Origin of the sequence: Falsihalocynthiibacter sp. BN13B15, from assembly GCF_041205415.1 — a bacterium.
Classification (GTDB): domain Bacteria; phylum Pseudomonadota; class Alphaproteobacteria; order Rhodobacterales; family Rhodobacteraceae; genus Falsihalocynthiibacter; species Falsihalocynthiibacter arcticus.
Genome location: NZ_JBGFCE010000002.1, coordinates 236,330 through 255,310 on the forward strand (window position 1 = coordinate 236,330; position 18,981 = coordinate 255,310).

General features: G+C 55.0%; 12 protein-coding genes. 10 read left to right on the forward strand and 2 right to left on the reverse strand.

The genetic code is table 11. From position 1 onward, the window contains the following. Positions 1 to 3: 3 nt before the first annotated feature. From phnY to AB9F26_RS03845, 3 genes are read left to right on the forward strand one after another with little or no spacing between them, the layout of a single operon-like run. Positions 4 to 1,458, forward strand: coding sequence for a phosphonoacetaldehyde dehydrogenase (gene phnY, locus AB9F26_RS03835; protein ID WP_369767319.1), 1,455 nt, complete (start codon positions 4 to 6; stop codon positions 1,456 to 1,458). A 39-nt stretch (positions 1,459 to 1,497) separates the two neighbouring features. Then, positions 1,498 to 2,853, forward strand: coding sequence for an aspartate aminotransferase family protein (locus AB9F26_RS03840; protein ID WP_369767320.1), 1,356 nt, complete (start codon positions 1,498 to 1,500; stop codon positions 2,851 to 2,853). Beyond that, positions 2,853 to 4,304: an FAD-dependent oxidoreductase gene (locus tag AB9F26_RS03845; RefSeq protein ID WP_369767321.1), complete on the forward strand. Its 1,452-nt coding sequence runs from the start codon at positions 2,853 to 2,855 to the stop codon at positions 4,302 to 4,304. The genes AB9F26_RS03840 and AB9F26_RS03845 overlap by 1 nt, the downstream gene beginning before the upstream one ends. Here the strand turns inward: AB9F26_RS03845 and AB9F26_RS03850 are convergent. After that, complete coding sequence (locus AB9F26_RS03850) at positions 4,301 to 5,314, reverse strand: C-terminal binding protein (RefSeq protein WP_335583526.1); 1,014 nt, start codon at positions 5,312 to 5,314, stop codon at positions 4,301 to 4,303. The genes AB9F26_RS03845 and AB9F26_RS03850 overlap by 4 nt on opposite strands. Before the next feature lie 344 nt (positions 5,315 to 5,658). Here AB9F26_RS03850 and AB9F26_RS03855 point away from each other — a divergent pair, with 344 nt between their 5' ends. The 6 genes from AB9F26_RS03855 to AB9F26_RS03880 all read left to right on the forward strand — a co-directional run bounded on the left by AB9F26_RS03855 (position 5,659) and on the right by AB9F26_RS03880 (position 17,231). Beyond that, the gene (locus tag AB9F26_RS03855; protein WP_335583525.1) at positions 5,659 to 7,314 is read left to right on the forward strand and encodes a ShlB/FhaC/HecB family hemolysin secretion/activation protein; all 1,656 of its coding nucleotides are present in this window, start codon (positions 5,659 to 5,661) and stop codon (positions 7,312 to 7,314) included. Beyond that, a complete protein-coding gene (locus AB9F26_RS03860) occupies positions 7,274 to 11,689 on the forward strand; it encodes a filamentous hemagglutinin N-terminal domain-containing protein (protein ID WP_369767322.1) in 4,416 nt (1,471 codons plus the stop codon). The genes AB9F26_RS03855 and AB9F26_RS03860 overlap by 41 nt, the downstream gene beginning before the upstream one ends. Before the next feature lie 9 nt (positions 11,690 to 11,698). Next, positions 11,699 to 13,618: a caspase family protein gene (locus AB9F26_RS03865; protein ID WP_369767323.1), complete on the forward strand. Its 1,920-nt coding sequence runs from the start codon at positions 11,699 to 11,701 to the stop codon at positions 13,616 to 13,618. 377 nt (positions 13,619 to 13,995) lie between these two features. Continuing rightward, positions 13,996 to 14,967 (forward strand): ABC transporter substrate-binding protein, encoded by a 972-nt coding sequence (locus AB9F26_RS03870; protein ID WP_335583522.1) that lies wholly within the window; start codon positions 13,996 to 13,998, stop codon positions 14,965 to 14,967. Positions 14,968 to 15,113: 146 nt separating this feature from the next. Continuing rightward, positions 15,114 to 16,151, forward strand: coding sequence for a proline/glycine betaine ABC transporter permease (locus tag AB9F26_RS03875; RefSeq protein WP_039002657.1), 1,038 nt, complete (start codon positions 15,114 to 15,116; stop codon positions 16,149 to 16,151). Between the two features lie 12 nt (positions 16,152 to 16,163). Continuing rightward, positions 16,164 to 17,231, forward strand: a complete 1,068-nt coding sequence (locus AB9F26_RS03880) for a betaine/proline/choline family ABC transporter ATP-binding protein (RefSeq protein ID WP_335583521.1) — start codon at positions 16,164 to 16,166, stop codon at positions 17,229 to 17,231. Between the two features lie 73 nt (positions 17,232 to 17,304). Here AB9F26_RS03880 and AB9F26_RS03885 read toward each other — a convergent pair whose 3' ends face one another. Next, the gene (locus AB9F26_RS03885; RefSeq protein ID WP_369767324.1) at positions 17,305 to 18,333 is read right to left on the reverse strand and encodes a LacI family DNA-binding transcriptional regulator; all 1,029 of its coding nucleotides are present in this window, start codon (positions 18,331 to 18,333) and stop codon (positions 17,305 to 17,307) included. Positions 18,334 to 18,449: 116 nt separating this feature from the next. Here AB9F26_RS03885 and AB9F26_RS03890 point away from each other — a divergent pair, with 116 nt between their 5' ends. After that, on the forward strand, positions 18,450 to 18,977 hold the full coding sequence (locus AB9F26_RS03890; RefSeq protein WP_335583519.1) for a gluconokinase: 528 nt from the start codon (positions 18,450 to 18,452) through the stop codon (positions 18,975 to 18,977). Positions 18,978 to 18,981 lie beyond the last annotated feature (4 nt).

Here is an 18,981-nt window from a genome sequence, read left to right on the forward strand (position 1 = left end):
AAAATGGCCGTTCTCAAATCTGAAATCCGCAACGAAGGCATGCGCATCGGGGGCGAAATTGTCTTTACCGACGATGTGATCCCCGTTCACTATCCTTTCACAAACGAGGTGGTTGGCTCTGTTCCTGCGGGCACGGCCGAACATGCAAAACGTGCGTTCGAGATTGCGGCAAACTACACCCCTAAATTGAGCCGCTATGAGCGCAGCCAGATTTTGCGGCGGACGGGGGAGCTGATTGGAGAGCGGCGCGATTATCTTGCGAAATGGTTGACGCTTGAGTTGGGGATTTGCCACCAACATGCGATTTATGAAACCAAACGCGCGCAGGATGTGTATCTATTTGCCGCGCAACAGGCGCTGGTGGATGACGGCGAGATTTTCTCCTGTGATCTGACGCAAAACGGCAAACCGCGCAAGATTTTTACCAAGCGCGAACCCGTGCGGGCGATTTCGGCGATCACCCCGTTCAACCACCCGCTCAACATGGTCAGCCATAAAATAGCGCCCTCGATTGCTACCAACAATTGCATGGTCCTTAAGCCCACTGAGCTGACGCCCCTCACCGCGATTGCGCTGGCGGATATCCTCTATGAGGCCGGATTACCGCACGAAATGCTCCAGATTGTTACGGGGTGGCCCAAGGATATCGGCGAAGAAATGATGGTGAACGAGAACATCGATATCGTCACATTTACGGGCGGCGTGCCCGTGGGTAAACTGATTGCAGCCAAAGCGGGCTATAAACGTCTGGCGTTGGAATTGGGTGGCAATGACCCGTTTATCGTTTGCAATGACCTGTCTGATGAAGACCTCGAAAAAGCCGCGTCGATTGCCGTCGCGGGAGCGATTGGCAACTCTGGCCAACGCTGTACCGCGATCAAACGCATTCTGGTTCAAGAGTCTGTGGCGGATAAATTCGTGCCGATGGTTCTGGCCAAGGCCAAAGCGGTGAAGTTTGGCGATCCCCAAGATCCCGAAACGGAACTGGGCTGCGTGATCCATGCAGAGGCGGCAGAACTCTTTGAAAAACGTGTGTTCATGGCGGAGAAGGAAGGTGCGAAGATACTTTACCATCCCGGCCGTCAAGGCGCACTTCTTCCGCCCATTGTGATTGACCACGTGCGCCATGACAGCGAGTTGGTGATGGAGGAAACCTTTGGCCCCATCGTGCCCATCGTCCGTGTTCCCGACGATGACACCGAGGTCATGCGGATTTCAAACTCCACGAATTTCGGCCTGAGTTCCGGTGTCTGTACCAATGATTTAAACCGCGCGATTGCCTATATCAACGGTCTTGATGTCGGCACCTGTAACATTTGGGAGCAACCCGGTTATCGTATCGAAATGTCCCCCTTTGGCGGCATCAAAGACAGCGGTAATGCGGTTAAGGAGGGCGTGATCGAGGCGATGAAATTCTTTACTAACGTCAAAACCTACTCCCTGCCGTGGCCTGAATAACGTCAAATCATCTGTCTCGTTTTTCCCAATTGAGGTCCCATGTCCAAAAAGATTGTCCACACTGAAGGCGAGTCAAACACATCAGACGCCCGCCAAGCTTGGTTGAAAAAATCGATCGGTCCGCGGTCCGAGCCATTGCTTGAGAGGGATTCAAATGCTTTTCTGCATCAAAGTCTGTCGAGCCCCTGTGTGAGCACAATCGCCAAGGCCGAAGGGATTTGGATCGAGGACATGGACGGGCGGCGCTATATGGATTTCCACGGAAATTCGGTGCATCACATCGGATATGGCCACCCGAAATTGGTGGCGGCAATCAAAAAGCAGCTGGATGATCTGCCCTTTGCACCGCGTCGTTTTACCAATGATCCCGCCGTCGAATTGGCCGAAAAAATTGCCGAAATCGCACCGGGGGATTTGTGTAAAACACTGTTTACCACGGGCGGGTCGGACGCAAATGAAGTCGCGTTAAAGATCGCGCGTGCGGCAACGGGGCGGTTCAAAACCGTGTCGTTTTGGGATGCATTTCACGGCGCGGGGTTGGGCGCGGCGAGTGTCGGCGGCGAAGCAACCTTCCGCAGCCACATCGCCGGACCGCTTTTGTCGGGCACCGAACACGTCGCGCCATTTGCCTGTTATCGCTGCCCGTATAATCACGCGGGGCCGGATGTTTGCGGCTTGGCCTGCGCGCAGATGGTCGAATATGTTTTGGAACGGGAAGGCGACGTCGCCGCCGTAATCGCCGAGCCAATGCGGGCCGTGCCTTATGTGCCGCCGCCCGGATTTTGGAAGGTCGTCCGCGAGGCCTGTCATCGTCATGGCGCCTTGCTGATTTTCGATGAAATCCCAACGGGCTTGGGCAAAACGGGCAAAATGTTTGCCTTTGAGCACGACGATGTCATCCCCGATATTGTCACGATGGGCAAAGCTTTGGGCGGGGGAATTCTTCCGATTGCGGCCTGTGTTGCACGACGTGAATTGGATGTTTGCGGCGATTTTGCCATCGGCCATTATACCCACGAGAAAAACCCCGTGACTGCGCGCGCCGCCCTCACGACCATTCAAATCATCGAGGAAGAGGGACTTGTTGCGCGTGCGGCCGAACTTGGCGATTACGCGATGGCGCAGTTGCAAGACCGCCTTGTTGATGTGCCAATCGTTGGGGATATCCGCGGACGCGGTTTGATGTTTGGCGTAGAGATTGTCGAAGATCGTGCTGAGAAAACCCAAGGCAATGCGCGCGCCGAACGGATATATTATGCCTGCCTTGAAGCGGGGTTGAGCTTTAAAATCAGTCAAGGTTGCGTCCTTACCCTTTCGCCGCCCCTCACCATCGCAAAGGCCGATCTTGATCGCGCATTGGATATTGTGGTGACGGCGATCAAGGACGCGGCTTGATGGCGGACACCCATTTCGACGTCGCGATTGTCGGTGGCGGCATCAATGGCGCGAGTGCGGCACAGCATTTGAGCGCGACGGGATACCGCGTTTTGGTTGTGGAGAAAGACGACTTTTCCAGTGGCGCCACCAGTCGTTCCAGTCGCTTGTTGCATTGTGGGCTGCGCCATTTGGCGAATGGTGATCGGCTGCGCGATCTGTTGCGTCATCCCCTGCGGTTGATGCGCGCGCTCGTAACCGTGCGCGAAGACATGTTGGCGCGAGACGAGTTGGTCGCCACCCTTCCTGAGCAGGTTAAAGCGATGAAGTTTTGCTTGCCAATTTACAAGGATGATCCCTATCCCGCGTGGCTTCTTGATCTCGCCTTTGCGGCTCTGAGGCTGGCAAGTCCGCGGGGTGTGCCGCTTGAATATCGCCGGTATCGCCCTTCCGAAATGCAGAAAATCCCGATTTATCCATGGCTGCGTAGGCCAGAAAAGCTGCGCGGGCTTGTGGTGTTTCGGGAGTATATTTTCGACTGGCCCGAACGAATTGCGCTGGATGCCTTATTGGATGCGCGGCGGATGGGGGCCGACATTCGCAACTATACCCAAGTGACGGCGCTGCACCGCGAGGGCAACCAATGGCAATTGAATTTGCGAAAGTCCGACGCAACACAGGCCAAGGTGACCGCGCAAACAGTGCTTAATTTCTCGGGTGCTTGGGTTGATGCTGTGCATCAGTCTACGGGCGATCCTGTGGGTGAAATCTGTCAGGGGATCAAGGGCATTCACATCGCGATTCAACTGCCAGAGGCTTTTGCCGATCATGGCGTTTTTACCTACAACAGCCTTGGCGAACCGCTCTATTGCCTGCCGTGGCGCGGCATTCATTACGTGGGCCTGACGCGTACGCCGTTCACGGGCGATGCCAGCGATATTTCGGCCTCGGATCAGGAAATCGACTGGATACTTGCCGAAACTAACCGCGTGATGCCCGACCTGAATTTGGGGCGTTCGGATGTCTTGTATAGTTGGGCGGGGGTTAATCCGCTAACGCATGATCCACAGGAAGCTTTGGGCAGTCGCGAGATTAAAATCCATGACATGGCGTCCCACGGAATGGAGGGTATGTTTGCCTTGACGGGAGGCGCGATCATGACGCATCGACGCGTGGCGCGGCGGGTTGTTCAGAAGATTAGGGCCAAAATTCAGCCGTCCGTCTCGCCGCAAGACATGCAATTTGGCGCGGGTCTGGGAAGGGTTGACGCCGAATGTGCGCAAAGCTTGACTGACGTTCTGTCGCGCCGGATGGGCCTTGCGTGGGACGCCGATCAGGGGCGCGACTCCGCCCGTGGGATCGCCGAAAAACTGGCTCCCAATCTGGGGTGGGACGCCCAAAGGATCGAAGCAGAACTGATGGACTATGAGGGCTACTTACAAACGGCGCGGCGCAAGCCAACGCAGGATTAATTTTCGAAAACAACGCCTTGGGATTGGGCGCGCAATCGGGGGTCTGTAGATTTCACCAACACATCGCGCCCTTCAAGCACCTCAAAACACCGCTCTAGGGTTTCCGCTTCTAACCGCTCCATCGCCCCCTCCGTATAGAACGTGAGATGCGGCGAGAGGATGACATTCGGGCGATTGAAAAGGGCGCTCATCGGGTGCCGCTCGCGCGCGAGCGGCTCTTGGGAATAAACATCAAGGCCAGCCCCCGCGATCCATTTCTCCTCGATGGCCCGCACCAACGCTTGTTCATCAACAATTGCGCCACGCGAGACATTCACCAGAAACGCAGTGCTTTTCATAGCCCGCAATTCGGCCTCACCGACCAAGTGGAGCGTATCATCATTCAGGACGCTGTGAATGGTGACAAAATCGCTCTGCGCCAACATTGCCTGTAATTCGTCGATCTTTTCTACACCGATTTCTTGCATGTCCTGCGCCGAAGTATGGGGGCTATAGGCGATGACACGGGCGTTAAAGCCTTGCCCTGCCATGCGCGCCATGCTGCGCCCGATTTTCCCGAGTCCGATAATTCCCACGGTTTTGCCGGCAATATCTGAGCCCATCCACGTCGGTTCCGGCCACGCCCAGCCTTCGCTGTTCATGTGCTGGTTCAAATGGGGGAGCCGCTTGGCGAGGGCGATCAACATAGCAAAAGCGCCTTCGGCCACCGTTTCTTCTGCGTATTCGGGAATGTTTACCACCGTCACGCCGTGCTCAATCGCGGCAGGAATATCTATTGCGTCAATTCCGACGCCGTATTTCACGATGCCTTTAAGCATGGGCGCATTTTCCAAAATGTGGCGCGTGATCGGCGTATAGCACATGAGGAGAAGGTCGGCGTCTTTTAGGGCTGCAATGAGATTCTGAGGGGTCGTCGCATCAGGAAGAAGCACCAATTCGTGGCCCGCCGCAATCAAGGCTTGATCCAAATAGGGTGTTTGTAATTCGCTGTCGGTTCTTACAATTCTCATGGTCAACCTTTCAAAATCGAAGCTGGTATAATTCACCCATTTAACAATTGCTCAAATACAAAAATGTGATCGGTCCATATGCTTGTCCTATATGTGCCCGTGGAATGGCGCGTAAAAATGCCAACGCTGGACCGAACTTCGAGACCCTTGAGGAAGATATGGAACCTTAACGTTCGTTCTGGTGCTGAGGTTGCTATCCGACGCGAGATTTAGGGATGCAAAGTACTAATTGTTTGTATAACAATGTTAATAATTAAAATTCAATTTTCCAAGGGTGGTGCGCTGTGGTATTTCAGACTTGCGTGACCGGGGTTCGCAAAAGCAAATTCCTTGTGTGCCTTTTCATGACGTGCCTGGTAGGGGCGCAGGCGTTGGCGCAGACGGCCAGTGAGATCACACCCGACACATTTCAGCCCCCGCTGCAGCGGTTAACGGGCGCAATTGTTTTTTCAGGGCAGTCGGGAACCGAGGCTCCTGCGGGATCAGAAAAGATTGAGATCACCCTGTCTGGGGTGGATTTGCAGGATGGTTTGCGCCAGATGGCAAAGGAAAACGCGGCGTTCGAAGCGCGGTTGACGCGTGGCCGCATTCCCGTATCTGAACTGTTCGAGGCGACCGCCGATCTTGAGGCGGCCTATGCCAACGCCGGATATGTTTTGGCGCGCGTCGTGTTACCACAGCAAACCTTGAACAACGGGGGCAGGCTGAAGGTCACGGTTGTTAACGGCTTTATCGAAGCGATTGATTCAACAAATGTTGCACCCAATATCCGTGCGCGCCTTGAGTTGTTGACGGCCCCATTGGTGGATCAGCCCGGCCTTACGCGTGCGGAACTTGAAAGTCAGCTGCTGTTGGCGGGCGATATGCCCGGGGTGGCTTTGCAGTCGGCACTGGCCGCAGGGGAGCTAGAGGGCGGCGCGATCATTGCGTTGGATCCTGAGTTTAGGCCGTTCACTGGTTTTATCGGATTTGGGAACCCCTATGGCGAAGATTTAGGGGGCAATAGCCTGAATATGGGCTTTGAGATCAATAGCCCGTTTAAGTTCGGTGAGACTTTTTATGCCCGTTTGTCGGGCGCACCGGGGGCGATGGAAACGTCTGATCCGCGCAATCGTATTTTTGCCATCGGGGCTGTGGTGCCGCTGGGATATTCCGGATTAACGATAAACGTTGAGGCGACCCAGAGCGAGACAAACCCAGACGTCGCCTTTTTCCCAACGCAATCCACCTTTGAGCGCAATGCGGTGCGCCTCGCTTATCCCTTTATACGGTCGCTTGATTTGAATGTGTCAGGGCTGTTTGCGTTGGATATGCAGACAGATCAGCAATCATTGAGAAGTGGGCCGCAGATTTACGAAGATCGGCTCTCAATTTTGCGCCTTGGCGGTACCGTCTCGAAGATTCACGACAGTGGCGCGACGAGCTTTCTGGGTTTGACCGTGTCGCAGGGCATTGACGCCTTTGGAGCACGGGTCGAGGGCGATGCCGGATATGCGCCGTCACGCGCGGGTGCCAATGCAATCTTTACCAAGTTGAATGGCGCATTTTCGTATTTGAGCAACTTGTCTGAATCTGTGATGGTGGCTGTCTATGGGCGGTTCCAAACGTCGTTTGGCGATCCGCTACCAACATCAGAACAGTTTAGTTTGGTAGGTCCGACCGAATTGTCGGCGTTTGATTCCGGCGAGCTTCGGGGCGACAGTGGTTGGGTTCTGCATGCAGAAGTCTCGACCCTGCGCCAAGTCAGCCTAGGAGAGACGCCGCTTTTGGCGAGCCCCTATCTTTTTGCCGGTTTCGGACAAGCCTTTACCGAGAGGCCGACCTTCTATGAACAAAGCCGCGTCAATGCGTTTGTTTATGGTGTTGGCACCGATCTATTTACAGTAAATGAATCCAACTTCCGATCCGACAGTTTGCGGATAGAGTTTGGGAGAGGGAGCCGAGACGATGGGAAACCAGATGATTACAGATTCAGCATTACTGCCAATTCCCGCTTCTAAATTCGCCGCTCGTTTGCGCGGGGTTTTGCGCACCAGCGTGGCGGTATGTATTTGCCTGCCCAGTGTCGTATTCGCGCAAGCCTTGCCCCAGAACGGCACGGTGGTGAGCGGCAATGCAAACATCAGTACGGCTGGCGCGGGGATGACCGTGCGCCAAGGGACGAACTCGGCCATCGTAAATTGGCAGAGCTTCTCGATTGGCACGGGCGCGGATGTTGATTTCATTCAGCCCAACGCCAATAGTGTGACTTTGAACCGTGTGACGGGCAGTACCACAAGTGACATTCACGGCAATCTGACGGCCAATGGCTCGGTCTATCTGATCAATCCCAATGGCATTTTTATTGGCCCAAATGGCGCGGTAAATGCGCAGGGTTTTGTGGCCTCGACGTTGGATATGACGAACGAAGATTTCAACAACGGCAGATTGCGGTTTAGTGGCGACGGCAATTCGGCCGCAGTCACCAACCAAGGGCGCGTCACCATTGGGCGGGGAGGCTATGCCGCGCTGTTGGGCGGGCACGTGCGCAACGACGGGATTGTGACCGTGCCGATGGGGCGGGTTGCCTTTGGTTCGGGCGAGCGGATTACGCTGGATTTTTCGGGTGACCAGTTTTTGCAGGTGGCTCTCCCGACGGGCGAAGACGCAGACGTGTTGATTGACAACGCAGGCGCGGTGCAGGCCAACGGCGGCTCAATCGAGATGCGGGCGGCGACGGCGCGCAACGCGGTGCGCAATGCGATCAACCTTTCAGGCGTGGCCGAAGCGCGGTCAGTTTCCGTGCACAACGGCAGCATTGTGCTGGGCGGCGGCAGTGGCGGCGGAGTGAACGTTTCCGGCACGGTCAACACGCGCAGCGCCAGCAACGCCAACGCGGGCACCACGGGCGGCGACATTACGATCACCGGACAAGACATCATGCTAGACGGCGCGCAGATGGATGCCAGCGGCAATGGCGGCGGCGGTTTGGTGCGGATTGGCGGCGATTTCGCGGGCGAGGGTGCCTTGCTGCGCGCCGATACGCTGTCGGCGGATGCAGAGACACGGATTATTGCCGACGGGCTTTTGAACGGCGACGGCGGGCGGATTGCCCTTTGGTCTGACGTCAATACGGGTTTTGCTGGGGATTTGTCAGTGCGGGGCGGCGATATCGGTGGGGACGGCGGCTTTATCGAAGTTTCCAGTCGTCAGACGCTAGCCTATAGCGGGTTCGCGGATCGCCGTGCGCCAAACGGCATATGGGGAATGCTGCTTTTAGATCCAGGCGATGTGACCATAAATTCAGGTACTGGCGGGGATTATGGTGGCGCAATCGGTGTTGGAAATAGCCTAGCGTTTGGCAATCTCACTATCGAGACGAATTCGCGCAGTGGCCCTCCGGGTGCTGGGACGATCACCATCAACGGCGATATTTCTTGGACCACGAGTACCTCCCTATATTTGACGGCTGACGTTGATATCGTGCTAAACGGCGCGATTAACGGACCAAATGGCGGGTTGCATATCTACGCGATAGGCGATGTCATCGCCAATTCCGCCACCAGCAGCATCGACGTGGAATCCCTTTACGTGGACGGAGGGAATTGGATTGAGGTCGGAGCGGCATTGACCCCGATCGACGTGACTTCCTTCTATCTGGATAGCTATGCTGCCACCTTCGTGCGCGCCACGGGTGGAACGGGTATTGAGAGCGATCCCTATATGATCGCCGATATCTATGGCTTGCAGGGGATAGCATCAGGCAATACTTCAGCGGCGCATTTTGCTCTTCAAGGGGATATTGACGCCCGCAGTACGGAGTTTTGGCGCACGACCTATGGCTCAGGATTTTCCCCAATCAACACAGTGGACGGATCCTTGAATGGGAACGGCCATACGGTCAGTAACCTTTTTATCTTGCCTTCGTTTGATGAATCTGGCCCGAGTTCCGCAGCCTTCGCGTATGGTGTTGGAACCACGGGTTCCATTTCGAACTTGTTCCTGACCGGCGTTGAAGTAGTTGGTTCCAATGCGGCGATTTTGGCGCTCTACAATGACGGCCTAATCAGCAACGTGCATGTTGACGGGACAATTCAAACCGTTGGCAGCGCCGCCGGTGGTTTGGCGGCCTATAACAATGGTATCATTGAGGACAGCAGCGCCGATGTTTCTATCCTCGTGGAGGACTCGTTTTTTGGAAATGGAAGCCCCCGCAGTTTCGGCGGATTGGCTGGGGAAAGTGCTGGCGTGATCCAGAATTCGACGGCGGTTGGTGATATTACTCTGCCTATGAGCCTCGACAATCTCGCCGTCGGTGGTGCTGTCGGCGCGCAGTTTGGTGGGGATTTGATCAATACAAACGTCGATGTCGATATCTCGGCAACGGGGACGTTGTTTGCCAACGCGTATTTTGGTGGCCTTGTGGGGTATGTGGATGACGATCTTGGGGAAGGGGCTGTCGATGCAGAGCCATTAGGCGATGCGGCCCTCGGCTCTCCGAATGCGACCCTCACCAACAACACCTCTCGGGGTGATTTAACCTTTAACATTCAGACCGACCATACCAATCTTGACTCGCTATATGTTGGGGGCCAAGTCGGCTACTTGTCGGGCACCTCTACGTTAACACGAGGCCTCTCGTATGGCGATATTTCAGTCACATCCATCGGCACAACCAGCCTGAATGCAGGCGGTGCCATTGGGCGCGCCGATTTCAACGCCACCATCGGCCAAACGCGTTCTCTTGGCGGCAGTATGACCGTTGACTATGACGGTACGGGCGAGATTGGCGGATTTGTTGGGGCGAACGACGGGACGATCACGCAATCCGACACTGCAACCGCCCTCCGCAGTTACGGTTTTAATGACACGAGCATCGGTGGTTTTGCAGGGGCGAACCAAGGCATAATCATGCGGACCGCCGCCAATAACGAAATCTATGTTGATTTCAGCGGTGGTGACAAAGTGATTGGTGGCCACACGGGAAGCAATCTGGGTGGCTCAATCGACATGTCCTATACGACCGGAGATCTCATCGTTTCGGGCACATCGGCTGGCTATCAGTCCTATCTTTACGACGTTGGCTTGTTCGCAGGTCAACAATACGGCAGCGTCTCGGAAAGCTTCGCTGCACGCGATCTCTCCCTTGCCGACTCGCCCATGTTGAACTCTGGTTTCTCGGGTGACTTCAATGATTTATTGGGCTTCGTTGATGTGTTTTTTGATAGTGACCTGGCTGGATTTGCGGCGTCTGCTGATGGTGCGACCGGATATACGACGGCGCAATTGCAAGACACAGAGTTTTTCGTCTCCACCCTCGGGGGCCTGAGTGCTGGGTTTTCTATAACCGACTGGGCACCGGGGGCGGCGGGTTTCTATCCTGTTTTGTATAATCTTGTGCCAGTGATCTATGCTGAACCTGATCCCGTAACGGTTGTCTTTGGGCAAACGGCAAGTGCTACGACGACGGGCACCGTATATGGCGGAGTTGGGTCCTATGTTTTTGGGCCGGACGGCGATAGTGTAAATTTGGATACGCTATTTACCACACTGGTATTCGGCGGAACCTCGGTTGGGCCGCAAGTGTTTACGTTGGCCACAACGGCGCTGACCAGTGCTCTGGACGTGATCTATCAAGTCATTGCGCGTGAAGGGGATGCAACGATTACAGCCGCACCGCCACCGCCGCCGCCGCCACCACCGCCACCGCCGCCGCCGCCACCGCCGCCGCCGCCGCCACCGCCGCCGCCACCGCCGCCGCCACCGCCGCCGCCGCCACCGCCGCCGCCGGATCCAGATCCGAAACCGGAGCCGGTCGCTCCACCACCAGTGGTGCCTGAGTTTTTGCTGCCAAATCCGACGGACATCATTGTGGGCGGTGAAGGCCCCCAAAGTGTATTGACGATCCAAACGGTCACCACGCAGTCGGCGGCGACCGCATTGTCAGTGACGCAAGCAAGCGCGGATGGGCTGGTTTCAGCGACGAGTGCTTGTGACGAAAGTGGTGACGTTAATCAGTATCTGGCCTGTGTGTCCGATGCGCTGAATGATTTTGCGGATGAGCTGGATGCGATTGCCACGGATTTGCCACCGGGAATGGAAAACGTTGCGCAGATTGTGCAAACCGCACGGGCGGATATCGACCGTGCACGCACCCGCGCCACCAGCCGTTTGGCCAATGCCACAACAGACGCCGAGCGTCGGGCCATTCGCCGTGATGCGTTGAGTGAATCCACTGCGGCCCTCGCCACTGCTGCAAGCGAAATTCGCAAAGTGATCTCTTTGGTGCGGGTTGAAGACCCCGAGTTGGCGAGCATTCAGCGAGAAACGATTGTGACGGCCTCCGCTGCTGTGGACAATGTTGGAATTCAACTTTCGCGCGCTGTTGGACTTTAAGGGGAAGTTATGCTGAGAAATATTATTGCGTCTGTCCTATTGTGGGGGCTGACGGTTTCCGCCGTTTGGTCTGAGGGGCGTGTGGCCTTTGTTGTGGGCAACTCTGCCTATGAAAACGTTGGGGCACTGGACAATCCGATCAATGATGCTTTGGATATTTCCGTTGCCTTGGAGGGCCTTGGCTTTGACGTGATCTTGGGCAGCAACCAGGGCTTTGAGGCGATGTCCGACGCGATTTCACGGTTTTCGCAGGCGGCGCTGACGGCGGATGCTGTGCTGTTTTACTATGCGGGGCACGGGTTTCAGGTCAACGGCGAGAACTATCTGGTGCCGGTTGATGCGGTGATTGCACAGGCCAGTGATGTGGCAACAGCAACGATCCCTTTGTCCGATGTTATGAACGCAATGGAGCAATCAAAGGGTTTGAAACTTGTGTTTCTGGATGCCTGTCGCGACAACCCTTTTGCGGGCGGAGCAGCGGTCCCTGAGGCCGGAAGCGGTTTGGCACGGGTTGGCTCGTCGGCGGATTTCATGATTGGTTATGCAACCCAGCCCGACAATGTGGCCTATGACGGGACGGGGCGGAACAGTTTCTTTTCCGAGGCGATGCTGAACCATCTTTATACCCCAGGTCAGTCGATTTCCGAACTGATGATCGCGGTGCGCCGTGATGTTTTGGCGGCGACGGGCGGGCGACAAATTCCTTGGGACAACTCGTCCCTGACACGGCAGTTTCGCTTTGATAACAGCCCCGTAACCGCCTCCGAGGAAACGTTGTTGTGGCAGGTTGCCGCGAGCGAGAGCGACGCAAACTTGATGCAGCTATATGCCGAGCGCTATCCACAGGGCGCGCATGTGGATGATGTGAATGCGTTTATTCAGAGCGGCGCGCAAACCCGCACATTGACGGACCGCGATGACGTGGCCGAGGCCGCGCGACTGTGGTCGTTGGCGCGGCGCAGTCGGATGCGCCCCTTGTTGGAATATTATCTGGAGCAATACCCGACTGGCGCCGACGCCGAACAGGTCGCACGTCTTTTGGCGCTGATCCCCGAGGCCGATGACACCACACCGGGTGGGATTTGCGAGCGCTTGGCAACCCATCCTCGTGATGCGACGGCAAATCAGTCAGGCGTCAGTTTCGAGCAGTTGCAGCGCAATGCTTTCTCGGCGATTCAAGCCTGTTCTGCGGCTGCGGTTCGCTCGCCAGAGTTGCCCCATTACACCGCCCTTTTGGCGCGGGCGACGGCAGCCTCGGGAGAGATGGATCGGGCGGTGCAGTTGTATCAAAGTGCGGCAGAGCGCGGCGATTTACGCGCGATGGTCAGCCTTGCGCAATTAACGGAGTCAGGCAACGGCTTGCCACAGGACCAGACCCAAGCGCTGGCATTATATGAACGGGCCGCAGAGGGGGGAAGCGCTGATGCGATGATCAACCTCGCTATAACTCTGTTTGAGGGCGTGTTGCTCCCTGCCGACCCAGATCGCGGTGTGGCTTTGCTGCGGCGAGCGGCGGAGGGGGGCTCGGCCAAGGCCGTGTTCAACCTTGGTGTTTTGGCCCAGAGCGACCAGATCGATACGCCGGCGGATGCGCTGGACTACTTCCGCCGCGCCGCGCGCGATGGCGAAGTCGAAGGCTATCGTGCCGCTGCGATCTTGCTGGATGAAGGCCGAGGCATTGATCGCGACCCTGAAGCAGCGGCGGATTTGCTACTGCGCGGCTTGGCCGAAGATCGGGGCGCTTTGCTGCAACAATTGACGACCGCGTCGGATGAGTGGTCCCGTGATACAATTTCTGCGGTTCAGTCGCGCCTGTTAGAAGCGGGATATTACACAAGCACTATTGATGGCCTGCCCGGACCGAACTTCACGTCTGCGCTGACGCGTTGGCGCAATGGTGGTTTTAACGCGGATGTTTTGAAGAGTTGAGCTGAACTGGGCTAGAAAAGCCGCCTTTCGTTGCGGGTATATGCGGCGCAAAGGGATTGTTTTGATTGAACACTTTCCTCGTTCAAAGGGCTTGTGGTGTTGATTGTGCGTTGATTTTTACTTGAATCGACCTTGCTCAATTACGCGGCCTTAGAAGGCTTGGAAATATATACTTGGTTGCATTCCGTCAGTATTGCGATAGTTTGTAGCCTGAAAGCGACTAGAGATGTCGCAAATAGACCTTCCACTTTTTTTGACAAAAAAAGGAATGCAGCCTGACTGCTGGGATGGCGTTTGCGAGGTTGCTGGGCTTTCTGCGAGTGCGCCAACACGTGGCTGACACTCGGTAAAACAAGAAATAAGAAGGAATTACCCATATGAAACGTATTATTATCGGCGCGGCATTCGCGGCACTCGCAGCCCCAACGGCGGCTTTGGCACAAGACCAGTGCGGCGAAGTTACGATCACTCAGATGAACTGGGATTCAGCTGCTATTGTTACGGCTGTCTCGAAATTCCTGATGGAACAGGGCTATGGGTGTGATGTAACGGCGGTGCCGTCGGACACGACGCCGGCGATGACGTCCCTTTCCGAAAACAACGAACCAGATATCGTAACCGAGTTGTGGGTTAACTCCGCAGGTGATGCTTACAAAAAGCTAAAAGCTGACGGCAAAATCGAAGAGTTGACCAGCGTCCTTGACCCCGGTGGTGTCGAAGGTTGGTGGCTTCCAACGTATCTTGTTGAAGCGCACCCAGAGCTTGCAACAATCCAAGGCGTGATGGACAATCCAGAACTGGTTGGTGGCATGTTTAACAACTGTCCTGATGGTTGGGGCTGTCGCATCGTCAATGACAACCTGATCCGCGCATTCAACCTTGAAGATAGCGGTATCGAAGTCTTTAATCACGGTTCCGGCGAAACGCTGGCGACTTCGATGGCTGCGGCTTATCAGAGCGAAGAACCTTGGTTTGGCTACTATTGGGGTCCAACGACGCCAATGGGTAAGTTTGCAATGACCAGCGTTGATCTTGGTGAATACGACGAAGCGGTACACGCGGCGAACCAAAACGCTGATGCGGCTGATCCTAAGGCATCGTCCTTCCCATCTGCACCCGTGCTGACGATTGTGACCAAAGACTTCATGGGTACGCACCCTGATATTGCGGACCTGATGAGCAAAGTGACCTTCAAGACGGACACAATGAGCCAACTTCTCGCTTGGAAAGAAGAGAACAACGCCTCTAACGAAGAAGCGGCTGTTTACTTCCTCAAGGGCAATCCTGAGGTTTGGGGAAGCTGGATCAATGAAGCGGCGACAGAAAAACTGTCTGCTCTTTTGAAATAAGCGAACTGCCTGTCTGATTGCTCGTTCAAGGGCATGACGGTATTTTAGGCGATCCATTTAACAGGGCCAGTTCACATGATCTGGCCCTGTCGTCGTTTAGACGAACAATAGAATAGGGCCGAAACGATGGCCTGAATGAGGGATGTATGGCGACTTACGATTTTGTTTTCGACGGACTTGGCTTACGCAACTGGTGTGGTAGCAGCGGAGATGACGGCGGAGGAATGACGTCGATGGCGCAACTTCTGGCGGAGACATCAGACGAAGATGTAGTCGCCTCGGCTTGGGAAACGCCTTTTCCCTCCATGGATGCCCTGCATGAAGCCTGTCCCGCCTTTCCACAATCACGTGAGCTGACTAGCGGACTAGAAGAAGGCTTCCTGTCGATCAAAGACAGTCTGAAAGTCGTCGTCGACCCGCTGACTCAACCCCTGAGCTGGGCGCTTAACGAAGCGCTCTGGGTAATGCAGGTGGTGCCATGGTTCGTCATGATCCCGCTGTTGATGCTCATTGCTTATGCCGTTAGTCGGCAGTGGAAACTGGTTGGGCTGGTTGCGATTTGCTTCGGGTTCCTCGGTTTTGTTGATTATTATAGCTACACAATGCAGACGCTGGCGATCATATTTGTCTGTGCGATAACCTGTGTGTTACTTGGCGTGCCCATAGGGATAGCCATGTCGCGGAGCGACCGCGTACAGCGCACAATGATCCCGATTTTGGACATGCTCCAGACCCTGCCGCCGTTCGTTTATCTGATCCCGTTGATTTTCCTCTTCTCGGTGACGGAACCAAAACTCTACGGTATCGCCATTATTCTCTATGCGATCGTACCGGTGATCCGCCTCACGGATCTGGGCATCCGTCTTGTTGATCCCGACGTGACCGAAGCCGCAGATGCCTTTGGCATGACCAAACGGCAAAAACTGTTCAACGTGGAAATCCCGCTGGCGCTGCCAAATATCATGGCAGGCGTCAACCAAACCATCATGATGAGCCTCGCAATGGTCGTCATTGCATCGCTGGTTTCAGCCCCCGGTCTGGGTGTGCTGGTTCTGCGCGGCATTCGCTCGCTTGAACTTGGCGTAGGTCTGCTCTCTGGTCTGGGGATTGTGCTTCTTGCAATCATTCTTGATCGCGTGACCAAGGCGGCGCTTGCTCGCATCAATGTAAGTCAATCTAGATAAGAGGTGACGGATATGAACGAACCAGAAATCAAGATCTCGATCCGTAATCTCTATAAGATTTTCGGAGACGACCCAGAGCCAGCCCTGCAACACATCATTGACGGGATGGGCAAATCTGAACTGTTGGAAGAGCACAACCATGTTCTTGGCCTGAACGACATCAACATCGATGTGCCCGCCGGAAAAACGACGGTCATCATGGGCTTGTCGGGCTCAGGGAAGTCGACGCTTATTCGCCACCTCAACCGTTTGATTGAACCCACGTCTGGCGAAGTCTGGGTCGATGGCGATAACATTCTGGAATACAACGAGAAGCAGATGCGGCACTTGCGGCAGCATAAAATGTCGATGGTCTTCCAAAAATTTGCGCTACTGCCGCATCGGACCGTGTTGCAAAACGCGGGCCTTGCGCCGTCCATCGAAGGGCAGAGCGAACGCAAATATGCGGATGAGGCCCGCAAGTGGCTTGATCGCGTCGGGCTGCAAGGGCAGGGCGAGCAGTATCCCCACCAACTGTCAGGCGGGATGCAGCAACGGGTGGGAATCGCGCGCGCGTTGACCAGTAACTCCGACATTATGTTGATGGACGAAGCGTTTTCGGCTCTTGATCCCTTGATCCGGACCGACATGCAAAACCTGTTGAACGAGTTGCAGGCCGAGTTGCAGAAAACAATTGTTTTCATCACGCATGATCTGGACGAGGCGTTGAAGCTTGCGGACCATCTGGTCATCCTCAAGGACGGTTTTGTTGTCCAACAGGGGGAGCCGCAAAACATTTTGCTCAACCCTGCAGACCCGTACATCGAAGATTTCGTGAGTGATATCAATCGCGCGCGGGTTTTGCGGGTGCGATCTGTCATGCTTAAGACACCAGATGCACCGGGGGAGCGGGCAGGTGACATCGATCATGATGACACGCTGGAATCTGTGATTGCCCTGTCGGAGGGCGACACAGCACTTAGCTATCGTGTGATGAAGGACGGCAAGCCAGTTGGCTTACTGGACATGCGCAAACTGGTGCGTGCCCTCGTGCCATCAGAGCAATCTGACGATCCGGAAAGCGCCCGCCGCAGTGGCTGATTGACCTAGATTGAAACCGGAAGCCATTTTGGTTTCCGGTTGATCTCGTTCCCTATCGTTGACTTTAAATCTCTCAGCGGGATCGGAACGCGGCCCCCCGTAGATTTGTGGATGCCCTTTTTTTCAGTTCAAAGCCAAGGTCATAGATTTTTTCACTTTTGGTCTCGATTTTTGCGTTGGCGTCGATAACGATTTGCGCCGCAACTTTGCCAATTTCAACGCGCGGTGTGTGTACAGAAGTTACCGCTGGATTCATTTGAGATGTCGTTCCTAAATCATTAAATCCGCAGATTCCCATATCTTGAGGGATGCGGATATTGCGTCTTTCGCACTCAAACGCGATTCCGACCGCGACATCATCGTTGTTACAGAAAACGGCGTCGCAATCGGGAACCGTTGATAGAATGTCACCCAAGAGGTGCCGCCCGATTTCCACGCTCGATTTGATTTGCGTCGTTATCTGGAGGGCAGGGTCATACAGGCCTGATTTCTCCATCATAGACCGATATCCCGCCATTCGCATTTGTGTGCGAGGGTCCATGCGCGTTCCGACAAAGGCGATCCGGCGAAACCCTTCTTGAATCATATAATAAGTGGCTTCTGCTGCGGCTTGGAAGTTGGAAAACCCAACGATACTGTCGATTGGATCGTCGGCAATATCCATCACTTGCACCACGGGACAGTCGGTGGCCTTGAGGAGTTTGCGGGTCATTTCTGTTTGGTCGACCCCGGCGACGATCATACCCGCAGGTTTCATCGTAAGAAATCTGCGCACCATCTCTTCTTCTTTGAGGGCGCTGTAGCGTGTGTTGCCAATTTGGATCGAATATTTGGTGCCTTCAATGGCGTCATAGGCGCCCGCCAAGACTTGTGAGAACACATTATTGGAGAACGAAGGGACGAGCATTCCAATCACAGTGGAACGTTTTGAGGCCAGCGTAGAAGCCGCGCTGTCTGGCACGTATCCAAGCTCCTCTACCGCCGCTTGCACTTTGATGCGTGTCGATTCGGAAACCCGTTCTGGATCGCGCAAAGTCCTTGAAACAGTGATTGCGCTAACGTCTGCAATACGTGCGACATCGATCAAGGTTGGTTTCTTCATCCTCAATTCTCCTTGTTTGTAATGACGTATAAGCTTTTCCAGCTAGAAAAGATATTTCTTTTGACAAATGATTGCGCAATCATTTAAACATGTCTTGGTCATGGGGGGAGATAGACTTGAATGCAGCGTTTGTAATTATGGGTGTTTGCGGTGTTGGCAAAACGTCAATCGGCCAAGCGCTTTCAGTGAGCTTGCCTGCGACGTATATCGAGGCCGACACCTATCACCCACGTGAAAATATCACAGCGATGTCCGCGGGAATTCCACTGTCCGATGCCATGCGCATCCCTTGGCTTGAGAGCATAGGGGATGCGACGGAATCTGCCCGCGCAAAGGGCAACGTTGTCGTCGCTTGTTCGGCGCTCAAGCGGTCGTATCGCGACCTGCTTCAAAGTCGCATTGGCTGCGTCAAGTTTGTCTATCTGCACGGTGACCGAGATTTGATCGCTGACCGCTTAAAGCAACGAAGCGATCACTTTATGCCCACGACGCTGCTTGACAGTCAAATCGAAACGCTTGAACCTCCGACACCAGAGGAACACGCTCTTTTTGTCGATATTACGGGCAGCAAAGATCAAGTGCAGACCGATGTGGAAAATGCCGTGCGCGCGTATTTTGCCACCTCTAACGAAACGATCCGATAAATCA

Coding starts and splice junctions, on each gene's coding strand:
- AB9F26_RS03870 (WP_335583522.1), top strand. CDS start 13,996: ATGAAACGTATTATTATCGGCGCGGCATTCGCGGCACTCGCAGCCCCA.
- AB9F26_RS03865 (WP_369767323.1), top strand. CDS start 11,699: ATGCTGAGAAATATTATTGCGTCTGTCCTATTGTGGGGGCTGACGGTT.
- AB9F26_RS03855 (WP_335583525.1), top strand. CDS start 5,659: ATGACGTGCCTGGTAGGGGCGCAGGCGTTGGCGCAGACGGCCAGTGAG.
- AB9F26_RS03885 (WP_369767324.1), bottom strand. CDS start 18,333: ATGAAGAAACCAACCTTGATCGATGTCGCACGTATTGCAGACGTTAGC.
- AB9F26_RS03850 (WP_335583526.1), bottom strand. CDS start 5,314: ATGAGAATTGTAAGAACCGACAGCGAATTACAAACACCCTATTTGGAT.
- AB9F26_RS03860 (WP_369767322.1), top strand. CDS start 7,274: ATGATTACAGATTCAGCATTACTGCCAATTCCCGCTTCTAAATTCGCC.
- phnY (WP_369767319.1), top strand. CDS start 4: ATGGCCGTTCTCAAATCTGAAATCCGCAACGAAGGCATGCGCATCGGG.
- AB9F26_RS03840 (WP_369767320.1), top strand. CDS start 1,498: ATGTCCAAAAAGATTGTCCACACTGAAGGCGAGTCAAACACATCAGAC.
- AB9F26_RS03845 (WP_369767321.1), top strand. CDS start 2,853: ATGGCGGACACCCATTTCGACGTCGCGATTGTCGGTGGCGGCATCAAT.
- AB9F26_RS03880 (WP_335583521.1), top strand. CDS start 16,164: ATGAACGAACCAGAAATCAAGATCTCGATCCGTAATCTCTATAAGATT.
- AB9F26_RS03875 (WP_039002657.1), top strand. CDS start 15,114: ATGGCGACTTACGATTTTGTTTTCGACGGACTTGGCTTACGCAACTGG.